The sequence below is a fragment of the Pseudomonas sp. efr-133-TYG-103a genome (assembly GCF_030209235.1).
Classification (GTDB): Bacteria; Pseudomonadota; Gammaproteobacteria; order Pseudomonadales; family Pseudomonadaceae; genus Aquipseudomonas.
Map to the genome: position 1 here is coordinate 120,445 of NZ_JARVSK010000012.1, position 20,502 is coordinate 140,946.

Here is a 20,502-nt window from a genome sequence, read left to right on the forward strand (position 1 = left end):
CATGAGAACGAACGCACAAAGCCACGGTCTATTCCGGCGCCGCGCTTCACGAACGGGATTGCGGTGCTATAACTTCTGCTCCCTCATCACTGCCGCCCAATGAGTGCCTCATGCTTAACAAAGGATTGTTCCTGGCCTGCGCGCTGGTACTGCTCAGTGCCTGCGATTCCTCCACGTCCGATAAACCCGCACCCGCCCCGGCCCAGCCTGCGGCCCCTCAAGCAGCGGCGGTCGAAACCGCGAAACCCAAACCTGCCGTCGACCTTCCTGCGCTGAGCAAGCGTTACGCCGGACGCGAGCTGACCGTGGTCGATGTCTCGGAAGTTCAGCTCGACGGCGCCAGCACGCTGTCGTTGAGTTTCTCGGTGCCCCTGAATCCGGATCAGAAATTTGCCGAAAAGGTGCACCTGGTCGACAGCAAGGACGGCAAAGTGGATGGCGCATGGGAGCTGTCCGACAACCTGATGGAGTTGCGACTGCGGCACCTGGAGCCCAAGCGCAAGCTGGTGCTGACGATCGATCCTGGCTTGGTGGCCGTGAACAACAACGCGCTGGCTGCCGAGTATTCGGCCCGGCTCGAGACGTCCGATCTGCAAGCCACGGTCGGGTTTGCCAGCCGCGGCAGTCTGCTGCCGACGCGCCTGGCGGAAGGTCTGCCAGTGATCGCGCTGAACGTCGACAAAGTGGACGTTGAATTCTTTCGCATCAAGCCTGATTCATTGCCTGCATTCCTGAGCGCGTGGGAAGGTTCGTCCAGCCTTCAGAGCTACGAGTCCCAGGAACTGCTGCCCATGGCCGATCTGGTCTACGGCGGCCGGTTCGACCTCAATCCTGCGCGCAACACCCGTGAAACGGTGTTGCTGCCAATCGCGGGCCTCAAGCAACTGCAGCAGCCCGGCGTCTATCTGGCGGTGATGCGCGCGTCGGGCACTTACCACTATTCCCAGCCCGCGACGCTGTTCACGCTCAGCGATATCGGCTTGTCGGCGCATCGCTACGCCAACCGGGTGGACGTCTTCACTCAGGCGCTCGAAGGCGGCAAAGCGCTCGGCGGCGTCGATCTGGAACTCTACGACGACAAAGGCCGGGTGGTCGGCCAGGGCAAGACTGACAACGCAGGTCATGCTGAACTGCCGCTGCCCGCCAAGGCTCAAGTGCTGCTCGCTCATCAGGGAGAACAAACCAGCCTGTTGCGTCTGAACACCGCTGCGCTGGACCTGGCCGAATTCGATATCACCGGCCCGCAGGCCCATCCGTTGCAGTTCTTCATTTTTGGCCCGCGCGACCTGTATCGGCCGGGCGAAGTGGTGTTGCTCAACGGTCTGCTGCGCGACAGCGACGGCAAAAGCGTGAAACCGCAGCCGATCACAGTGGAAGTGCGTCGTCCGGATGAGCAGGTCAGTCGCAAGTTCGTGTGGGACGCCGATCCTTCCGGACTGTATCAATACCAACTGCAGTTGTCGGAAGAAGCCCCGACCGGTCGCTGGCAACTGGTCTTCGATCTGGGTGACGGCAAGCCGCAGCTTTACGAGTTCCAGGTTGAGGATTTTCTGCCAGAGCGCATGGCGCTGGAGCTCAAGGGCAGCGAAACGCCGTTGACGCCTGACGCGCCGCTGGACGTGGCCATCAATGGTCGCTATCTCTACGGTGCCCCGGCATCGGGCAACCGGCTGACTGGCCAGCTGTACGTGCGGCCGCTGCGTGAAGCTGTTCCGGCGCTGCCGGGTTATCAGTTCGGTTCCGTGACCGAAGAAGACCTCAAGCAGGATCTCGAGATCGAAGACAGCACACTGGACGCCAACGGCAAGCTCGATCTGAGTATCGACAGCCAGTGGGCCAAGGCTCGCTCGCCGCTGGAGCTGGTGCTGCAGGCCAGCCTGCAGGAGTCGGGCGGTCGGCCGATCACACGGCGCCTGACTCAGCCGGTCTGGCCGGCTGAAACCATGCCGGGCCTGCGCGGGCTGTTCGACGGTGAGGCCACCGACGGTGACGCTCCGGTGGAGTTCGAAGTGCTGATGGCCGATGCCCAAGGGCACAAGCTGGCTGCCGACAACCTCAAGGTGCGCCTGGTGCGCGAGCGTCGTGACTACTACTGGAATTATTCCGACAGCGATGGCTGGAGCTATCACTACAACGAGAAATTCCTCAATCTTTCCGAAGAGACCCTCAGCGTGAAGAAGGACTCGACGGCAAAGATCAGTTTCCCGGTGGAGTGGGGCCCGTATCGCGTTGAAGTCGAGGATCCGGCCACCGGTCTGATCAGCAGTGTGCGGTTCTGGGCCGGTTATCGCTGGCAGGACAACGCCGAGGGCGGCGCGGTGCGGCCTGATCAGGTCAAACTGGCGCTGGACAAACCGGCCTACGCCGACGGCGACACCGCGAAGGTGACAGTGACGCCACCCGCTGCGGGCAAAGGCTACCTGTTGGTCGAGTCCAGCGAAGGCCCGCTGTGGTGGCAAGAGATCGACGTGCCGGCTGAAGGCAAGGCCTTCGATGTTCCGCTGGACAAGAAATGGGCGCGGCATGACCTGTACGTCAGCGCCCTGGTGGTGCGTCCCGGCGAGCGCAAGGCCAACGTCACGCCCAAGCGCGCCGTGGGTGTCCTGCACCTGCCGCTGGACCGTTCGCAGCGCAAGCTGGCAGTCAATATCACCGCGCCTGAGAAGATGCGGCCCAAGCAGCCGCTGAAACTCAAGGTCAACGCGAAGAACGCCGATGGCTCGATTCCCAGGGATGTGCACGTGCTGGTTGCAGCGGTGGACGTCGGCATTCTCAATATCACCGAATACGCCACGCCGGATCCGTTCGCCAGCCTGTTCGGGCGCAAGGCGTATGGCGCCGACCAACTGGATGTCTACGGCCAACTGATCGAAGCCGGTCGCAATCGTCTGGCGAGTCTGGCGTTCGGCGGCGACGCTGCGCTGGCCAAGGGCGGCAAGCGTCCCGAAACCAGCGTGACCATCGTCGCGCTGCAAAGCGCGCCCGTGACGCTGAACGAGCAAGGCGACGCCGAAGTGAGCGTCGACATTCCCGACTTCAATGGCGAACTGCGGATCATGGCGCAGGCCTGGACCGACGAGCGCTACGGCATGGCTGAGGCTAAAACGGTCGTCGCAGCGCCGCTGATTGCCGAGCTTTCAGCGCCGCGCTTCCTGGCCGGAGGCGATCAGACCAAGGTCGCGCTGGACCTGTCGAACCTGTCTGGCAAGGCTCAGAAGCTCAACGTGCAGGTGACTGTCGACGGTCAGTTGAGTCTGGCCGAAGGCGAAGGCAGCAAGGCACTGAGCCTGAGCCAGGGGCAGCGCACGACGTTGCAGATTCCGGTGAAGGCCCAGGGCGGTTTCGGCCAGGGCGTGATCAGAGTCACTGTCAACGGGCTGGATCTGCCGGGCGAGAACCTGCCGGCGTTCACCCGCGAATGGACCCTGGGCGTGCGCCCTGCATACCCGGCGATGCTCAGGCAGTATCGCGCGGTGCTCAAGGATCAGGCGTGGAGCTTGCCGGAAGGCGCACTCGAGGCGTTCGAACCCGCGGGGCGCGAAGCCTTGCTGTCGGTGTCCAGTCGTCCGCCGTTGAACCTCGGTGAGCAGATTCGCGCCCTGAAAGCTTACCCCTACGGATGTCTGGAGCAGACCACAAGCGGCCTGTACCCGGCACTGTACGCGGATGCCGCGACGCTCAAGCGTCTTGGTCTGGAAGGTGAGTCCGATGCCGAGCGCAAACGCAAGATCGAGCTTGGCATCGAGCGCCTGCTCGGCATGCAGCGTTATAACGGCAGCTTCGGCTTGTGGGGCGCGGACGGCGAAGAGGAGTACTGGCTCACGGCCTACGTCACCGATTTCCTGTTGCGGGCTCGCGATCAAGGCTACGCGGTGCCGCCGGATGCCCTGAAGAAGGCCAACGAGCGCCTGCTGCGTTATCTGCAGGAGCGCAATCAGATCGAGGTCAATTACAGCGAAAACGCCGATCACACTCGCTTCGCGGTGCAGGCCTATGCTGGCCTCGTTCTGTCGCGCAGCCAGCAGGCGCCGCTGGGTGCGTTGCGCAGCCTGTTCGAGCGCCGCACGGACGCTCGCTCTGGCTTGCCACTGGTGCAGCTGTCTATCGCGCTGGAAAAAATGGGCGACAAGCCGCGCGCCGATCAGGCACTGATGGCCGGTCTGGCGGCGGGGCGCAAGGCCGATGACTGGCTGGCCGACTATGGCAGCCCGCTGCGTGATCAGGCGCTGATTCTGGCGTTGCTCGAAGAAAACAAACTGGCGTCCAACAAGGTCGAGGAGCGGCTGTTCGCACTGTCCGATCAGGTTGCCGCTAGCCGCTACCTGTCGACACAGGAGCGCAACTCGCTGTTCCTCGCCGGGCGTGATCTGCTCGGCAAGCCGGAAGGCCAGTGGGCCGCGACGCTCAATAGCGGCAGCAATAATCGTGAACTGAGCAACGACCAGCCTGGCGTCAAACTCGACAGCTCCGTGCTGGCGTCGCCGTTGACCGTGCAGAACGGCGGCAGTCAGACGCTCTATCAGCAGATGACGATTTCCGGCTATCCGTCCCAGCCTCCCGTGGCGGGCGGCGAGAACCTGGGCATCCGTCGCGAGTACCTGGGCATGGATGGCGAGGCGTTGAACCTCAACGCGCTGAAAAGCGGTGAGCTGGTGCTGGTGCATCTGGAGGTCAAAGCCAAGGAGCGTGTGCCGGATGCGCTGGTCGTGGACCTGCTGCCCGCAGGTCTTGAGATCGAGAACCAGAATCTTGCGCAAAGCTCCGCCAGCCTCGAGGACGCCAGCGAGTCTGTGAAACAGTGGCGTGAGTCCATGGAGAACGCGGGGGTCAAGCATCAGGAATTCCGCGGCGATCGCTACGTTGCGGCGCTGGACCTGCAGGGATTCAACACCGTGCACTTGCTGTACCTGGCGCGAGCTGTGACACCGGGCACCTACCGTGTGCCGCCGCCGCAAGTGGAGTCGATGTACCGGCCAAACTGGCAAGCACTGGGCGATGCGCCTGCTCAGTTGGTGGTGAAAGGGAAGAAGTAGGACGCGCAGATGCGATGTTCTGTTGGAGCGTGGCTTGTCCGGCGATCGGCGACGAAGTCGTCGTAACCCTGTGAATGCGGAGTCTCAGACAGACCCCGGCGCAGGGTTTGCTGCCGGTTCCCGGCAGATCGCGGGACGAGCCACGCTCCTACTGGGCAAATCTGTTGATCAATGAATAATCCAGCTCAGCAGCCACAGCCCGAGAAACAGCCAGATGATCCCCATGATGATCGAGGCGCGCATGAAGGCGCGGATGGCCGAGTAGAGCAGCATCAGGCCGATGATCAGCGCGACGATGCTGATCAGCGACGTGTCCATGCCAAGCGTACGCGACAATCCTTCGACAAAATTGCCACCGGCATGAGTGAACATGTTGAACAACCAGCTGAGCCCGTCGACGACGAAGCGGATCACGGCACCGATTACCTGGCCGAGCCATTCGAAAACGCTTTCTACCTGCATATCTGCTTCCTGATGAAAAAGAGGGATCGAAACAAGGACTGTTCGCTTTGGCCGTTCCTGCCCGTGGCGAGTTCCGTGAAGCATAAAGGCAGTCGGGCATGAAACGCGGATTTCTTGTGAACGGCTGCAGGACGTCGAATCTCTGGCTGGCCTCTCGTCGCGCACTGCGGTGGGCTGTTGCAGGGTTTTTGCTGGTATGTCTGCTGCTCTGGCTCGCGGACCGCATCTGGCCGCTGCCGCTGCCCAAGGACGATCTGGCGCGCGTGGTGCTGGCTGAAGACGGCACTCCCCTCTGGCGTTTTGCCGATGCCAACGGCGTCTGGCGCTATCCGGTGACGATCGATCAGGTCTCGCCGTATTACCTTGAGGCGTTGCTGACTTACGAAGACCGCTGGTTCTACCAGCATCCGGGGGTGAACCCGATGGCGCTGGCGCGGGCGACCTGGCAGAACCTCAGCGGCGGTCACGTGGTGTCTGGCGGCAGCACGCTGTCGATGCAAGTCGCCCGGCTGCTCGATCCTCATTCACGCACGTTGCCCGGCAAGTTGCGCCAGTTATGGCGTACTGCGCAGCTGGAGTGGCACCTGTCCAAGCAGGACATTCTGCTGCTGTATCTCAATCGCGCGCCCTTCGGCGGTACTTTGCAGGGCGTCGCCGCAGCGAGCTGGGCGTACCTTGGCAAATCGCCCCGGCAATTGACCCGCGCCGATGCCGCCCTGCTGGCCGTGTTGCCGCAGGCGCCGAGCCGGCTGCGTCCCGATCGGCATCCGCAACGTGCCCAGGCCGCGCGGGACAAGGTGCTCAGACGCCTCGCCGAGTTTGGCACCTGGCCGCAGCAGGCGGTCGACGAAGCGCTCGAAGAACCCTTGTTGCTGGCGCCGCGGCAGGAGCCGAGTCTGGCGCCGCTGCTGGCCCGTCGCTTGAACCGACCCGACAGCCCGCCGCTGATTCGCACCACGCTCGACGCCGGCTTGCAGCGCAGGCTCGAAGACCTGCTGATGGGCTGGCGTGCGCGGCTGCCTGAGCGGACTTCGGCGGCGATTCTGGTGGTCGAGGCGCAGAACATGGCGGTGCGAGGCTACGTCGGTTCAGTGGACATCGGCGACGCCAGACGCTTCGGTCATGTGGACATGGTCAGTGCCCTGCGCTCGCCCGGCTCTACGCTCAAACCCTTCCTGTACGGCAAAGCCATGGACGCCGGGCTGATCCACTCCGAATCGCTGCTGCAGGACGTGCCGAGGCGATATGGCGATTATCGGCCGGGCAACTTCTCTTCAGGTTTCAACGGGCCCGTCGCCGCCAGTTCGGCGCTGTCGATGTCGCTCAACCTGCCCGCGGTACAGCTGCTCGAAGCCTACGGCCCGAAGCGCTTTGCGGCCGAACTGCGCAACGGCGGCGTGCCATTGACCCTGCCGCCACTGGCCGAGCCTAATCTCGCGTTGATTCTCGGCGGCGCGGGCAGTCGTCTGGAAGATCTGGTCGGCGGTTACAGTGCGTTCGCGCGAGGAGGGCGCAGTGCCGATATCCGCTTGCAGCCCGACGATCGCCTGCGCGACCGACCCATGATGTCGCCGGGTGCGGCGTGGATCATCCGGCGCATATTGAGCGGTCAGTCACGCCCTGATCTGGACCCGCACGCAGCGCTCGTACAACGTCCTCAACTGGCGTGGAAAACCGGCACCAGTTATGGCTTTCGCGATGCGTGGTCGATCGGCGTGGGCCCCAGATTTCTGATCGGTGTCTGGATTGGCAGGCCAGACGGCACACCTGTGCCGGGGCAATTCGGGCTCGCCTCGGCTGCACCCTTGATGTTGCAGGTTCACGACCTGCTGGTTAACCGCGATGCTCAGCGCAACATTGCTGCGCCGGTGTTGCCGGTGCCGTTGAGCGTGGGCGTCGCGGCGGTTTGCTGGCCGCTGGGGCAGCCGATGAGCAAGAGCGACCCGAACTGCCGACGTCAGCGTTTTGCGTGGACGTTGGACGGCACGACGCCGCCGACGCTGCAGGCGACCGACCAGCCACTGGGGTTGGGCCTGACGGAAAAAATCTGGGTGAACCCGGCCGGCCTGCGCGTCGCGGCCGGGTGTCCACAGGCGCAGCCACGCGAGGTCGCGCTCTGGCCTTCGGCGCTGGAACCGTGGTTGCCCAAGGCCGAGCGGCGAGAGGCGCGCTTGCCTGCCAGTGATCCCGCCTGCCCGCCGCAAGGTTTGAGCCTTGCGCCGGCGCTGTCCATCGTCGGTGTCCGTGAGGGCGATCAGTTGCGCTTGCCGGCCGGCAGTCAGCAATTGCTGCGTCTGAAGTTGTCGGCGCTCGGCGGCACGGGTCGCCGCTGGTGGTTCATCGATGGCGCGCCGGTTGGCGACACGGCGAACCAGGACAGCTACAGCCACACGTTCACCCGGCTGGGGCGATATCAGTTGAGCGTCCTGGATGAGAGCGGGCAGACGGCGCGGGTAGAGTTCAGCGTGGTGGATTGAAGCTGCGCTCATCGTGACGGCCGACGAACCCATGCAATGGTCATCGGCCGCCGGCATCACTTTTTTAGCCTCTTCGGCTAGTCAATTACGACTATATAACTTTCGTTCGATCCCCTTCCTGAAGGCTCGTTGACTTTATCTATCTTGCTGATTTCGTTGGACAAATGTTCGTCAGGCGTTGCTGTCATGCGCATTCATACAAGTTGTTAATACCAAGTTATGGATTGCTGGATCCGCGCCTGAGGGCTGATATGAGCCCCAAGGGTAAATGCTTTTCGGCGGGCGTCGGAGAGCAGGATAACGATGCGTTAAGGAAGGATTCTCCCTATGAAAACCCGGATGTTTTATGCCTCATCGGCATTGGCGCTGGTTCTCGCAGTCAGCCTTGGAGGCTGCAGCAGTGGCGGGGGTGGCTCCAAAAGCCACGTCAACGGATCTTCAGCAACCACGGATACGTCTGGAGGCACTGCCGGCGGCGGCAGTGGCAGCGGTGGAGGTGGCAGCACGGGCGGGGGCGGAACGGGCGGAGGTGGAGGCACCACCACGCCAGGCACGCCGGTCGTACGCAGCACTACTGCGCAGACCAGTATCGATCTGGGCACCGTACTCGGCCAGGTCGGCGATGCGGTGGTTGGCGCAGGCGAGGGCGTTTCGTCTCTTTCAATCGCAGGCACCGGTGACCTGACGGCTGGCGCCGGTGGTCTGGTGTCCTCGGTGGGACACGCCACCAACAGCGTGAGCAGCGGCCTGGTGGACGGGCTGGGCACGCTGGGCACCGACAGCAATGCCCTGGGCACAACGCTTTCCAGCGTCGGCGGCGCGACCGGCGAGTTGGGCGGCGGCGTGTCGTCGTTGGGTTCCGGCGTCGCACGGTTCGCCCGCAATTCGGCCATCGAACAGGTGCCGCTGGTGGGCACAGTGGTCGGCGGCGCAGGTGATCTGGTCGACGGCGTCGGCCAGAAAGTCACGATGCTCGGCGACACGTTGAGCGTCGCCACCACGACAGGTCCGCTGGGTTCTGCCACCCACGCGCTTGGCGACAAACTGGTGCCTGTGGTTGCGATGCTTGAGTCGACCACCACCAAAGTCGGCGCCGCCACGGGCCTGGGCCAGCCGGTCAACGGCCTGCTGCAGAACGTCAAGGGCACGCTCAATAACGTCGGCAATACCCTGAAAGACGGCGCGCAGAACAACCCGGTGACCGGTGGCTTGGGCGGGTCGCTCAGTGGAGTGGGTGACGTGCTCGGCACCGCCGCAGGGTATGTCCACGCCAATGCGGGTTCCGGCGGCAGCGGCAGTTTGCCGGGCTTGCCAGGCCTGCCTGCCTTGCCGTCGCTGGGTGGTGGCCTGCTGGAAAATGTCGGCGGTGTCGTGGTTGCCGCTGGCAGCGGGCTGACGGCAGGCTCGGGCGGCAATCTGCTGGGTGCGGTCGGCCTCAACGGCAGTGCTGGCGGGGTAACGGTGGCTTCGCTGGGACCGATTCTGGGTGGCAACGGCGTGGCGAACACTGCGATCGGTGCGCCGGTGGCAGCGCTGACTCAGAACGTATCCGTTGGCGTGACACCCGTGCTTAACGGCGTGACCGGCCTGACCCAGAACGTCGGCGCAGCCACAGGCCTGGGTGGCCCGGTAAGCGGCCTGCTGGGTCAGGTAGGCGGTGCCGTCAGCGGCCTGGGCGGACAGATTGGCGCCAGCAACGGCAGCCAGGTGACGACCGCGCTCGGCGCAACGGTTTCAAGTGTCGGCAATACCGTGGCGCAAACCGGCGGCGTGGTGAACGGCACAGGCACGAATGCGGGTGGGCTGGGAGGTCTGCTCAACGGGGTTACAGGCGCTTTAGGCGGCGGTTTGAACGGTGCGTTGGCTAACCGCAAGTAAGTAGTGCTGGGCAGTGTGAGAACTATCGCGAGTCCGTTGTCCGCGATGCAGTGTTCTTTCTCCAGCTTGCTTGGGTAGCGACTTCTCGTACAACGCCTACGCTTGTTTCAGACAGGGGAGTCGGATGATCCCCTGTCTTTTTTATGCCTGTGCAATGCCGCTGCTGTATGGCCATGGAGTGTCCTCATGCGTGCTTGTATGCCTGTGCTGGTGCTGGGTATTTGCGTCGCTCCGGTAGTCGCGAATGCCGAACCGCTTCCTGCTTTCCTCAACAGCAACGACCGCGAACGAACCCTTCCTGTACCCAACCTGCCCGCTGACGCTTATCGTCCGCAGACGCCCGCGCTGCAAGTCCCGACGCCTCCCGCCGACGCAACGCCGCTGATGATGGGCACCAGGGTGGCGGTGCGCAAAATCCGCATCGAGGGCGGTACGGTCTACCCGCTGGAGCAATTGGGCGCGGCCTATCAGGCATTGATCGGTCGCGATGCGACGCTGGCGGAACTGATCGACGCAACTCGCGCGATCACCCGGCGTTATCAGGAGGACGGCTATCTGTTGTCGTACGCCTTTCTGCCGCAGCAGGGCTTTGAGGAGGGCCTGGTGCGCGTGGTGCTGGTCGAAGGCTACGTGCGGGATTACCGGCTCGACGGCGACGTGGGTAACGTCGCGGGTTATCTGCAGCAACTGGTGGACAAAATCAGACAGGAGCGGCCGCTCACCCGCAAAACCTTCGAGCGTTACACCGCATTGATGAGTCGCGTGCCAGGCCTGACGCTGCAAGCTCAGGTGCCGCCTCCGGGAACCACCGATGGCGCGACGACGCTGCTCGCGCAGGCGGCGCGCAAACCCTTCACCAGCACGTTGAGCACCACGGATGACAGCCGCGACGGCTTGCAGGCGTTGCTTGGTCTGAGCAGCAATGCGCAGACCTCGATGGCCGAGCAGTTGACCCTCAGCGGGCTGTTTCCGCCGGGCGATGACAAGGAGCATTACTACCGCCTCGACTACACGCAGTACCTCAATGCCGAAGGCACGCAGCTCAGCGTTTCAGGCTCGCGCTACCGCAGCGAGCCCAGCACCCGTGTAGCGCTGGACAACGGGCTTGAGCTCAGGCAACGCCGCGACAACGATCGTTTTTCCGTGGGCGTCACTCATCCGTTGATCGCCGCGCAGAACGAGTGGCTGAGCGCCGGCGCGCGTCTTTATGCCGTCAATGACAAGACCCGCTACAGCGTCATCGGCGCCCCTCTGAGCGTTGAAAGCAAGACCGACATTCGTGCGCTGGCGATCGAGGGCGACTGGCGCAAATCCACGGATCGCCAGCTGCGTATTCTCAGCGCGGGTGTCTATCAGGGCATCGATGGCATGGGCGCGAAAACCGATGACAACGTCTACGACCTGGATTTTCTGCGCGCGAGGCTTTCCGGCGTGCAGAGCGACAAGTTCTTTGAAAACTGGCAGGGGGTATTTTCAGCGGCGCTGTACTGGAGCGATGACACCTTGCCGGACAGCGAGCGTGCGCAGTTCGGCGGGCAGAATTTCGGGCGTGGCTACCCCACCGATCAAGCGTCGGGCGACAAAGGCTGGGGGGCGGCGTATGAGGTCAACTACAGCTTCAAGCGAGATGGCGACTGGGTGAAAGTGCTGCAGCCCTATGTCGTGCTGGATGCGGCGCGCAGCTGGTTCAACGACCTGCCGGTCAAGGATTCGAAGCTATCGTCATCGGCCGTGGGGCTGCGGTTCGGCGATGCCCGCTACTACAACATCGCGCTTGAGGCCGCCAAGCCGATGTCCGACGTGGGCCTGGACAGTAACAACCGCAACCCCAGGTTCACACTGAGCTTCAGTTATCAGCTGTAAGAAATGCACCTTCTCTCACTCGGCCGGCAGGCGAGTGAGAGGATGCGGAAACGGAGACTGCGAACCGACAGACGCTCAAAGAATCAGGCGCTATTGGCCGACTTGATAGACCTTGGGTTCTGGAAACAGATTGTTGAGCGTTTCCAGCAAGCGAACGTGATAGATGGGTTTGCGGAACAGGTCGAGCACCTGCAGGCGCAGCAGGTCGCTGACGTCCTCCATGTCTGCATGGCCCGACGTGACGATCACGGGCAAATGCTGGCGCGATGTGTGTTCGCGCAGTCGCTTGATCAGCGAGATGCCGCTTTCTTCCGGCATCCGCAGATCGGTGATCACCAAGGCGATATCCGGATGAGCGGTCAATAGCTGCAACGCGATTTTGACGGACGACGCCGTGAAGCAGCAAAAGCCTTCGCCCTCCAGCAGCTCGGCCAATTCCTCGTTGGCGTCCTCTTCATCGTCAACGAGCAGTAATTGTTGGCGTGTGGGCTTGGAGAGCATCGTCATTACCTTGCCGGGAACATGGAAGCGTAAACCTGAGTGGGGCGCTGAATCGCTAGATAGTCTTCCCGCCGAGGCCTTTGACTATATCGTTGAATTTGTCCTTTACCGCGTCGCCCAGCGGCGTGACAAAGCTGATTACCACAATAGCGACCATCGTCGCGATCACGGCGTACTCGATGGCGGAAGCCGCTTCTTCATTCTTCACGAAACGGCGAATGTGTGCGGAAATATATAACCAAAGGAACATCAGACTTCTCCTCGGCGCCAGGGGGCGCGGCAAAACACGCGTGAAGCGTTTAACAATCCGTCGTGCTGACAGCATTGACCCCGTTGCGCCACTACACAATCACGAGAAAGCATTAATCAGAAAGTATTAGTGGCCAGGACCGGCCTATGCCTTACTGCCTTCGAACGGATTCCCTCAGCGGAAATTTCCTACATCTGATGGCGTTTTGGATGACGTGAACTAACGTTGATATCGAAATGGATGAATGTTCGAAGCCCACTGAGTGACAGATGGACTGCCAACGTTTTCGAAGTTGTAGTAGGCACGGGAGGGCCGTATGAACAGTCGCGTCACCATGGGGCTTGCTGTGCTGTTCTTGCTGGGCGCCCTGTTCGCAGGGTATTGGGGACTGGTACTGAGCCGCCAGACTGCGCCTGCTCCTCAAGCGCCGCTGGATCCGGCCGCCGCGCCTGCTGCCACTCCCGTCGTTGCGGAAAAACCCTCGGAAGATCCCACGCGTCAGTCCGTTCTGGTTCTGGGACGGGATGTCCCTGCCTACCAGCCGATCACTGCTGACGATCTTATCGTCGAACGCCTGAAGGTCGCGCCGCCCGGCAGTTTCAGCAAACCCGAAGACGCCGTGGGGCGCATGTCCTGGCGGCCACTGTCAGCCGGCACCTGGTTGACCGACAGCAGCTTCGAGGCCGGCGGCACCCTGGCCCGGATGATTCGCCCGGGCGAACGCGCGCTGGCCCTTGGCGTCGATGAAATCATCGGGGCGGGAGGGCAGTTGAGCCCTGGCGATTACGTTGATGTGCTGCTCTATCTTCCGCCCGATCCGGCAAACAACGACCGCAGCGCGCAGACCGTCGTCCCGGCGTTGCGCGTGCTGACCGTCGGCGCCTTGATGGGACCTGTGAATCCGGGCCAGGACGATCTGAGTGTCAGTCGGCAGGATCATGAACAACAGCAGACCCTCAGGTCCAATGCCCGCAGCGTCGTGCTTGCAGTGCCGGAACAATTGCTTAACCGGCTGATGCTCGCCTCGCAGGCCGGGCCGCTGCGGCTGGCCGTGCGCAGTGCCGAGGAGAAGAACCTGCAACGTTACTGGGCGGGCGACGGCAACATTGCCACGCAGCGGGATACCGCCAATCGCAACATCACCCACTTCAATCAACTGAGCCTGGGCTCAACGCGCGGCACTTCCGTGACTGACGGAGCGCCCCGTGGCCCGCGCCCGGTCGAGATCATTCGCGGCAACCAGACTTCGCAGCAAACTCCCTGATCGAGCAAGGATTGCACATTCATGAGCAGCCGTTTCAAGCCGGTTTTAAAGCACTTCGCGTTAGCCTTTTTATCTGTCGGGGGGTATCAGGGATTTGTCGTGGCCGCGCCCAGCGGCTGCGCGGCACTGTCATCGGCGCCTTCGGTCATGGAGATCGGCCAGGGCGTCCAGCAGGACATTCGTTCGCCGGTCGCGATCACGCGTCTGGCGGTGGGCGATCCGAAAATCGCCGATGTCCACGTCAACGGCAATGACAACGGCGGCTTTCTGTTGACCGGCGTTGGTGCGGGCACCACCAGCCTGATGGTCTGGACCGCCTGTTCGTCCTCGCCGCGTCAGAGCATGGTGTTCGTGCGTGGGACGGCCATTTCAGCGATGACCGACCCCAATCTTCCTCCCTCCGAGGATCCGCTGCTGCCCAGTCAGGTGCAGACGGACATCCGCTTTGTCGAAGTCAGTCGCAACAAACTCAAGGAGGCGAGCACGTCGATCTTCGGCAAAGGCTCCAACAACTTTCTGTTCGGCTCGCCGGGCACCGTGCCCGGCGTCACCGTTACGCCCGGAACGGTCAGCGGCACGCGCCCGGCGATTCCGTTGAACAACAATAATTTCAACATCGTCTGGGGCGGTGGCAGCAGCAAGGTGCTCGGCATGCTCAACGCGATGGAAAGCAGCGGGTTCGCTTACACCCTGGCGCGACCGAGCCTGGTGGCCCTGAGCGGACAGAGCGCGAGCTTTCTGGCGGGCGGCGAATTCCCGGTGCCGGTACCCAATGGCGAAGGCAATGGCATCTCCATCGAATACAAGGAATACGGCGTGCGCCTGACGTTGACGCCGACGGTGGTCGGCAGCAATCGCATTGCCCTGAAAGTCGCGCCGGAGGTGAGCGAGCTGGACTTCTCGAACGGCGTGACGATCGCCGGCACCACCGTGCCGGCGCTGAACGTGCGTCGCACCGACACGAGCATCTCACTGGCGGACGGCGAAAGCTTCGTCATCAGCGGCCTGATCAACACCCGCAATGTCGCGAGCGTGGACAAATTTCCAGGCCTGGGCGACCTGCCCATTCTCGGCGCGCTGTTTCGCAGTTCGCAGATCAACCGTGATGAGCGCGAACTGTTGATGATCGTCACGCCGCACCTGGTTCAGCCGCTGGCCGCCAACGCGCAGTTGCCGACACTGCCAGGCGAGGGCCTGCGCAATTACGATCCGAACTTCTTCAAGATGTATTTCCTCGAGAACGGCAATTTCGATCGCCGGGGCGGGTTATCGCAATGAGTCAGGGACCGAGCCTGAGCCAGACATTTCTGGCCATTACCCGCAATCCCACGGATTTCGAGTGGTTGCAAGGCGCGCTGGCGCCCTTGGGACAAGTCGTCAGTGCCGGCACCGGCAGCCTCGATGAACTGCTGGCGTTGGTGGACGTGACCTTCGCCAGCGTGGTGTTCGTGGGGCTGGATCGCGAGCATCTGATGAACCAGAGCGCGTTGATCGAAGGAGCCCTGGAAGCCAAGCCAATGCTTGCCATCGTGGCGCTCGGCGACGGTATGGACAATCAGTTGGTGCTCAACGCCATGCGCGCAGGTGCTCGGGATTTCGTTGCTTACGGCTCGCGCTCAAGTGAAGTGGCCGGCCTCGTGCGACGCCTGAGCAAGCGCCTGCCGGCGGTAATGCCAAACCCCAATATGGGTGGATTGACGGTCATTTACGGTTGCCAGTGTGATGGCGATGGTGCGCTGGTGTCGGCGCATCTGGCGCTGGTGGCGCAGCAAAAAGGGCAGCGCACGCTGTTGCTGGATCTGGGCATGCCGCGAGGCGACAGTCTGGCGATGCTGAGCCTGGAGTCGTCGTTCAATTTTGGCGACGCCGTGCGCCACCTGCGTCGGCTCGATTCGACCCTCATCGACAGCGCCTTCACGACCCACCCCAGCCAGCTGCGCATTCTGGCGTACGCCGAAGATGATCAGTCGCTCGAGCACACCAGCGCCGCCGAGTTGTACATGCTCCTCAGCGCGCTGCGTCAGCATTTCCAGCACGTCGTGGTCAATCTCGTCGGTCAGCCGGACAGCGAATCGCTGCGCACCTTCGTCGCTCACTGCGACCAGCTGCTGTGGTACACCGACCAGAACATCATCGAGTGCCGACGCAATCTGGCGATCCTCAACCTGTGGCGTGAGAAGGGACTCAAGCTGCAACACGCAGGCCTGCTCGTGGACAAGTACTTGCGCCAGGTCACGCCTAATTCCGACGCGCTGGAAAAGACCTTCGGCCTGCCGGCCATGGCGGTGCTGCCGCTGAGTCCCGAGCTGCGGCTCAACGCCAAGAATCAAGGCCTTTCGTTGTTCGAGCTGTCGCCGCGCGAGTCGCTCAGTACCGGCCTGCGTCATCTAGGAGAGCGTCTGGCGACGCATTCCGAAGCTGCCGACAAGCCCCGTGGCGGCTGGCTCAGTCGACTGTTGAGGAGCAAATAATGAAAGGCGAAAAGCTGTTCGGCGTGTCCTCAAGACCTCAGGAAAGCGGTGGCGACGGGCAAGGCCTGAAGCTGGTCCTGCACCGCTACATCATCGACGCCATTGAGGAGAGCGGACGCAACCTGCTGGAAGGAACGCGTCCGGCGCTGGCGCAGTTCGTCACTGACAAGGTTGCCGAATACGTCGCCCGCCTGCGTCTGGCCATTTCTCGTTACGAGATGGAGCGTCTGGCTGAGGAGCTGGTCGACGAACTGACCGGCTTCGGCCCGCTGGAGGTGCTGCTTCGAGACAAGTCGGTCACTGAAATTCTGGTCAACGGGCCCAACAAGGTGTTCATCGAGCGTGAGGGCGTCCTGCATCATTCCGACCTGCGCTTCATCGATTCTCACCACGTCGAACGGGTCATTCAACGGATTCTGGCGCCAATGGGCAGGCGTCTGGACGAGTCGTCGCCGATGGTCGATGCGCGTCTGCCCGATGGCAGCCGGGTCAACGCAATCATCCCGCCCATCGCCCTGGACGGGCCCTGTGTGTCGATCCGGAAGTTTCGCAAGGACATGCTCAAAAGCGCAGACCTTGTGGCGATGCAGACGATCGACCAGCCGATTTTCGATTTCTTCGAGAGCGCCGTGAGCAAGCGCTGCAACATCCTGATCAGCGGCGGGACGGGCACCGGGAAGACCACCATGCTCAACGTCCTGAGCCAGCTGATCAACACTCAACAGCGTCTGGTGACGATCGAGGACGTCGCCGAATTGCAACTGGCGCATCCTCATGTGGTGCGGCTGGAGACCCGTCCGCCCAATGCCGAAGGTCACGGCGAAGTGCGCGCCAGCGATCTCATCCGCAACGCCCTGCGGATGCGCCCGGACCGCATCATTCTCGGCGAAATCCGTGGCGTCGAAGTCCTCGACGTGCTGACCGCGATGAACACCGGCCACGATGGCTCCATGAGCACGGTGCACGCCAACAACGCCCAGGATGCGCTGTTGCGTCTTGAGACACTGGTGGGCCTGACCGGGCGGCACATTTCCGAGAAAACGCTGCGGCAGATGATTTGCGCGGCGCTCGACGTGATCATCCAGCTGACGCGCATGCCCGATGGCCGCCGCTGCGTCAGCGAAGTGGTGGAAGTGGTGGGCACGCGCGACGACGTCTACGTCACCAACACCCTGTTCAGACTGGACCGGCGAAGCGGCTTCGGCTTTCTTCGCGAGGCCATCAATCCGGCCGGCGACAAGCTGCGCCAGCTCGATTACTAGCGGGCAGGGGAGACTGAAGGTGAAGGGAGCCATCGTCCTCGGACTGATTTTCATGCTGCTGATGGGCGTGTCGATGTACCTGTTTTATCGCGGCCTGAGCAAAGGGGCGAACGAGCGGATCATGGCACGTCTGGCTTTCGGGCAGCCTGAGCCCAAGACTGCCCGGCCCGGCCTTGCACGGCTGGAACGGGCGTTTCTGCGTGCAGGCCTGGGCAAACCCACTGAACGGCTGCCGCTTGCGCTGTCAATCTGGCTGGCCTCGGTGCTGTTGGGGTATCTGCTCTACGACGGCTTCGGTGCGGTGCTTGGGGTGTTGCTGCCCGTGATTGCGCTGCGCTTTTTCGTCGGCATTCGTTATCAGCGCAGGACGCGCCGTATGGTCGCGCAGCTGCCGCAGTTGCTCGACCATACGGTGCGCAGCCTGAAATCAGGCCGCACGCTGGGTGATGCGGTGTTGCTCGGCATCGACGCATCGGCCAGTCCCTTGAGTGACGCGATGTCCCGGATCAGACGCAACGTGCAGATGGGCATCAGCCTGCCCGATGCCGTGCAGGACTTCGCCGACCTTTACGAGCGTGAGGAATTCCGCCTGTTCGCGTTGGGGCTGAGGGTCAACCACCGTTATGGCGGTAACGCCAGTGAGCTGCTGGAAAACCTCATCAGGCTGATCCGCGAGCGCGAGCAGGGCGCCCGCCAGCTGCGCGCCGTGACCGGTGAAACACGCATGAGCGCGGTGGTGCTGGCGTCGCTGCCGGTGGCGATGGTGGGTTACTTCATGGTGGTCAATCCCAGTTATCTGCTGCACATGTGGAACGACACCACCGGGCAGAAAATGCTGATGGTTGCGTTCGCAATGCAGACGCTGGGTTGTCTTGCGCTGTGGCGCATGTTGAAGAGTATCTGACATGGCCTTGCTGCTCAGCGCCTTCCTGTTCGCCGCCGCCGGTTTCTTTCTTCTGCTGTCGGTCGCCCGGCAACGGCGCAACGACCGTCACGTCATCTCCCGTTTGCAAGGCAAGGTCGCGCGCGACAGCCGGGTCGGCAGCCTGCTGCGGCTGTTGGGCGACAGCCGCTTCGGGCAGCGCTCGGTCAGTCTGGACAGCGAAACGCAGATCCTGCTCAACCGGCTGGGCTGGCGTCGTGCGAGCCAGCGTTCGCTGTTCGCGGCGCTGCAGATCGGTGTGCCGATTGCGGCGGTGTGTGTGGTGATGCTGGTGCAGACGCTGTTTTTCGCTGACACCGCTTACCCGCTTATGGCACCGATGTTCGCGCTGGGGCTTGGGTATCTGGCGCCCAAGCGCATTCTGGCCTCGGCCGCTGCACACCGGCAGAAGCGAGCAGGTGCTGAAATCGGTACGTTCATTCCTTTGCTGCGCATTCTGTTCGAGTCCGGTATGGCCGTGGAACAAGCCCTGCGCGTGCTCAGCAACGAAGGGCGGGAATTGCTTCCGGTGCTGTCCTCGGAGCTGCGCGTGTTGCTGGTGCGTGTCGATTCCGGGCTGGAACTGGGCGAGGAGTTGAACAAGATCGCGGCCATGCTGGCGGTGGATGAGTTCAGCGACACCTGCGTGATCCTCAATCAGCTGATCCACCAGGGCGGCGGCGCGATGAAGTCGCTGCTGTCGCTCAAGGACCTGATCGACGATCGCCGCCTGACCCGCTTGCAGGAGTACATCTCCAAGCTCTCGGGAAAGATGTCGGTGGTAATGATGGTGTTTCTGTTTCCCGCCCTGCTGATCGTGATCGCGGGGCCGGGATTCACTGCAATCGGCAAAGCGCTGTCTGCCAATTAGGGAGCTCGTATGAAGAGTGTCATCGCGATATTGGGATTGGTCCTGCTCAGCGGCTGCGCGAGCGATGGCAGCGCGCGCTGGCTGGCGGGGACGAATGCGGGCGGCTGTGGCAAGCCGACGTCCGACCAGGAGCTGGCGCTGAACATGGCTCAGGACATGGCCGACGAAGGACGCCTGCACGCCAGCCTCGCGCATCTGGAAAGCCTACCGCCGGACCTTGCCGACGTCAGGCTGCGCAAGGCCCGGGTGCTGCGTCTGTTGGGCAGCAACGAGGCCGAGCCGCTGTACAAAAGCCTGCTCGGCACCTGTCGCGCGGCTGAGGGCGAACACGGTCTGGGGCAACTGGCGGCGGCGCGCGGGGACAACGGTCAGGCATTGATGCACCTGCAGGCCGCCGTGAAGCTGTCACCCACCGACGAGAAAATTCGCAACGATCTGGGCGTCGTTTACCTCAACCAGTTGAAGCTGGAACAGGCACGGTTTCAGTTCCTGACCGCCATCGAACTGAAGCAGTCGGACTCGCTCGCCGCACTGAACCTGGTGACGTTGCTGATCTACCAGGATGACTGGACGCATGCAGCCGAACTGGTGTCGCGGGCAGGGCTGACACCCGATCAGGTCAATGCCGCGCAGGCGCGTGCCGACCAGCTCAAATCCGCTCCCGGCAGCTCGCCCGTCAAGGCCGACAAGGTGGCAGCCATGATTGATTCCACCGTCGTTGCAGGGAGACAGCCATGAGAGGCGTTACATTGCTGGGATGGTGCCTGCTGGTTTCGGCAGGCTTGGTGCACGCCATTGAGCCCGGGCCGTCCTCCGACACGCAAAAGCAGACCGATGCCTGGCTGCAATTGCAGGCCAGCGGCAGGGCGGCGTCCCCCATCCCACAGCCTTCCAGTCCGGTCGAACGCGACCTGAGCATGCAACGCTGGCTGAACAGCTATCAGCATCCGATTCCTGATTTCTTCAAACAGGACACAGGTGGACAAGTGTCGAATGGCGGCTCCGGCGGCAATTGACTTGATTCAGATAAATCTAAAGCCGGCCCTACGAAAACACCCCCTTCGAACTACGCGTACCACCCGACGCTTTCCCGGCTGAAGCCGGTCCTACGGAGAGCTTGAGATATCTGTAGGACCGGCTTCAGCCGGGAAGAGGCCGGCATAGGCTGTGGAGAGGCAGCAGGCGTGAATCTTCGCGAGCAAGCTCACTCCCACAGGATTTGTGCTGGCCGGGGAATTCGGGAGGCCC

At 62.7% G+C, this 20,502-nt stretch carries 15 protein-coding genes; 12 read left to right on the plus strand and 3 right to left on the minus strand.

All coding sequences use genetic code 11. The annotated features are described in order from the left end of the window. The first annotated feature begins 110 nt into the window (after positions 1 to 110). A complete protein-coding gene (locus QRN36_RS11320) occupies positions 111 to 5,033 on the plus strand; it encodes an alpha-2-macroglobulin (RefSeq protein ID WP_285424155.1) in 4,923 nt (1,640 codons plus the stop codon). A 168-nt stretch (positions 5,034 to 5,201) separates the two neighbouring features. Here QRN36_RS11320 and QRN36_RS11325 read toward each other — a convergent pair whose 3' ends face one another. After that, on the minus strand, positions 5,202 to 5,495 hold the full coding sequence (locus tag QRN36_RS11325; protein ID WP_093464803.1) for a hypothetical protein: 294 nt from the start codon (positions 5,493 to 5,495) through the stop codon (positions 5,202 to 5,204). Between the two features lie 98 nt (positions 5,496 to 5,593). Here QRN36_RS11325 and pbpC point away from each other — a divergent pair, with 98 nt between their 5' ends. The 3 genes from pbpC (at position 5,594) to QRN36_RS11340 (ending at position 11,713) form a co-directional block, all read left to right on the plus strand. After that, positions 5,594 to 7,972, plus strand: coding sequence for a peptidoglycan glycosyltransferase PbpC (gene pbpC / locus QRN36_RS11330; protein ID WP_285424156.1), 2,379 nt, complete (start codon positions 5,594 to 5,596; stop codon positions 7,970 to 7,972). Between the two features lie 327 nt (positions 7,973 to 8,299). Then, positions 8,300 to 9,850 (plus strand): collagen-like triple helix repeat-containing protein, encoded by a 1,551-nt coding sequence (locus tag QRN36_RS11335; RefSeq protein ID WP_285424157.1) that lies wholly within the window; start codon positions 8,300 to 8,302, stop codon positions 9,848 to 9,850. A 186-nt stretch (positions 9,851 to 10,036) separates the two neighbouring features. After that, positions 10,037 to 11,713 carry a ShlB/FhaC/HecB family hemolysin secretion/activation protein gene (locus QRN36_RS11340; RefSeq protein WP_285424158.1) on the plus strand — a complete coding sequence of 559 codons (1,677 nt, stop codon included), beginning with the start codon at positions 10,037 to 10,039 and terminating at the stop codon, positions 11,711 to 11,713. A gap of 90 nt (positions 11,714 to 11,803) precedes the next feature. Here the strand turns inward: QRN36_RS11340 and QRN36_RS11345 are convergent, their stop codons facing one another. Further along, a complete protein-coding gene (locus tag QRN36_RS11345) occupies positions 11,804 to 12,214 on the minus strand; it encodes a response regulator (RefSeq protein ID WP_285424159.1) in 411 nt (136 codons plus the stop codon). A 55-nt stretch (positions 12,215 to 12,269) separates the two neighbouring features. Further along, a complete protein-coding gene (locus tag QRN36_RS11350) occupies positions 12,270 to 12,464 on the minus strand; it encodes a Flp family type IVb pilin (RefSeq protein ID WP_285424160.1) in 195 nt (64 codons plus the stop codon). A gap of 316 nt (positions 12,465 to 12,780) precedes the next feature. Between QRN36_RS11350 and cpaB the strand changes: the two genes are divergently transcribed. Genes cpaB through QRN36_RS11390 form a run of 8 tightly spaced genes read left to right on the plus strand, consistent with a single transcriptional unit; the run spans position 12,781 to position 20,270 of the window. Next, the gene (gene cpaB, locus QRN36_RS11355) at positions 12,781 to 13,728 is read left to right on the plus strand and encodes a Flp pilus assembly protein CpaB (RefSeq protein WP_285424161.1); all 948 of its coding nucleotides are present in this window, start codon (positions 12,781 to 12,783) and stop codon (positions 13,726 to 13,728) included. A gap of 21 nt (positions 13,729 to 13,749) precedes the next feature. Then, complete coding sequence (locus QRN36_RS11360) at positions 13,750 to 15,006, plus strand: type II and III secretion system protein family protein (protein WP_306470336.1); 1,257 nt, start codon at positions 13,750 to 13,752, stop codon at positions 15,004 to 15,006. Next, entirely contained in the window at positions 15,003 to 16,199 is a 1,197-nt protein-coding gene (locus tag QRN36_RS11365) for a pilus assembly protein (RefSeq protein ID WP_285424162.1), read from the plus strand. The genes QRN36_RS11360 and QRN36_RS11365 overlap by 4 nt, the downstream gene beginning before the upstream one ends. Continuing rightward, positions 16,199 to 17,461: a CpaF family protein gene (locus tag QRN36_RS11370; protein ID WP_285424163.1), complete on the plus strand. Its 1,263-nt coding sequence runs from the start codon at positions 16,199 to 16,201 to the stop codon at positions 17,459 to 17,461. The genes QRN36_RS11365 and QRN36_RS11370 overlap by 1 nt, the downstream gene beginning before the upstream one ends. A 19-nt stretch (positions 17,462 to 17,480) precedes the next feature. Beyond that, positions 17,481 to 18,365, plus strand: coding sequence for a type II secretion system F family protein (locus tag QRN36_RS11375; protein WP_285424164.1), 885 nt, complete (start codon positions 17,481 to 17,483; stop codon positions 18,363 to 18,365). Position 18,366: 1 nt separating this feature from the next. Next, complete coding sequence (locus tag QRN36_RS11380; protein WP_285424165.1) at positions 18,367 to 19,254, plus strand: type II secretion system F family protein; 888 nt, start codon at positions 18,367 to 18,369, stop codon at positions 19,252 to 19,254. 9 nt (positions 19,255 to 19,263) lie between these two features. Beyond that, positions 19,264 to 19,992: a tetratricopeptide repeat protein gene (locus QRN36_RS11385; RefSeq protein ID WP_285424166.1), complete on the plus strand. Its 729-nt coding sequence runs from the start codon at positions 19,264 to 19,266 to the stop codon at positions 19,990 to 19,992. Further along, positions 19,989 to 20,270 (plus strand): DUF3613 domain-containing protein, encoded by a 282-nt coding sequence (locus QRN36_RS11390; protein WP_285424167.1) that lies wholly within the window; start codon positions 19,989 to 19,991, stop codon positions 20,268 to 20,270. Before QRN36_RS11385 ends, QRN36_RS11390 begins: the two co-directional genes overlap by 4 nt. Positions 20,271 to 20,502 lie beyond the last annotated feature (232 nt).

Excerpts from the sequence above, each read along its gene's own strand:
- QRN36_RS11380 (WP_285424165.1), top strand. The coding sequence starts at position 18,367 with ATGGCCTTGCTGCTCAGCGCCTTCCTGTTCGCCGCCGCCGGTTTCTTT.
- QRN36_RS11365 (WP_285424162.1), top strand. The coding sequence starts at position 15,003 with ATGAGTCAGGGACCGAGCCTGAGCCAGACATTTCTGGCCATTACCCGC.
- QRN36_RS11370 (WP_285424163.1), top strand. The coding sequence starts at position 16,199 with ATGAAAGGCGAAAAGCTGTTCGGCGTGTCCTCAAGACCTCAGGAAAGC.
- QRN36_RS11335 (WP_285424157.1), top strand. The coding sequence starts at position 8,300 with ATGAAAACCCGGATGTTTTATGCCTCATCGGCATTGGCGCTGGTTCTC.
- QRN36_RS11320 (WP_285424155.1), top strand. The coding sequence starts at position 111 with ATGCTTAACAAAGGATTGTTCCTGGCCTGCGCGCTGGTACTGCTCAGT.
- pbpC (WP_285424156.1), top strand. The coding sequence starts at position 5,594 with ATGAAACGCGGATTTCTTGTGAACGGCTGCAGGACGTCGAATCTCTGG.
- QRN36_RS11325 (WP_093464803.1), bottom strand. The coding sequence starts at position 5,495 with ATGCAGGTAGAAAGCGTTTTCGAATGGCTCGGCCAGGTAATCGGTGCC.
- QRN36_RS11390 (WP_285424167.1), top strand. The coding sequence starts at position 19,989 with ATGAGAGGCGTTACATTGCTGGGATGGTGCCTGCTGGTTTCGGCAGGC.
- QRN36_RS11340 (WP_285424158.1), top strand. The coding sequence starts at position 10,037 with ATGCGTGCTTGTATGCCTGTGCTGGTGCTGGGTATTTGCGTCGCTCCG.
- cpaB (WP_285424161.1), top strand. The coding sequence starts at position 12,781 with ATGAACAGTCGCGTCACCATGGGGCTTGCTGTGCTGTTCTTGCTGGGC.
- QRN36_RS11360 (WP_306470336.1), top strand. The coding sequence starts at position 13,750 with ATGAGCAGCCGTTTCAAGCCGGTTTTAAAGCACTTCGCGTTAGCCTTT.
- QRN36_RS11385 (WP_285424166.1), top strand. The coding sequence starts at position 19,264 with ATGAAGAGTGTCATCGCGATATTGGGATTGGTCCTGCTCAGCGGCTGC.
- QRN36_RS11345 (WP_285424159.1), bottom strand. The coding sequence starts at position 12,214 with ATGCTCTCCAAGCCCACACGCCAACAATTACTGCTCGTTGACGATGAA.
- QRN36_RS11350 (WP_285424160.1), bottom strand. The coding sequence starts at position 12,464 with ATGTTCCTTTGGTTATATATTTCCGCACACATTCGCCGTTTCGTGAAG.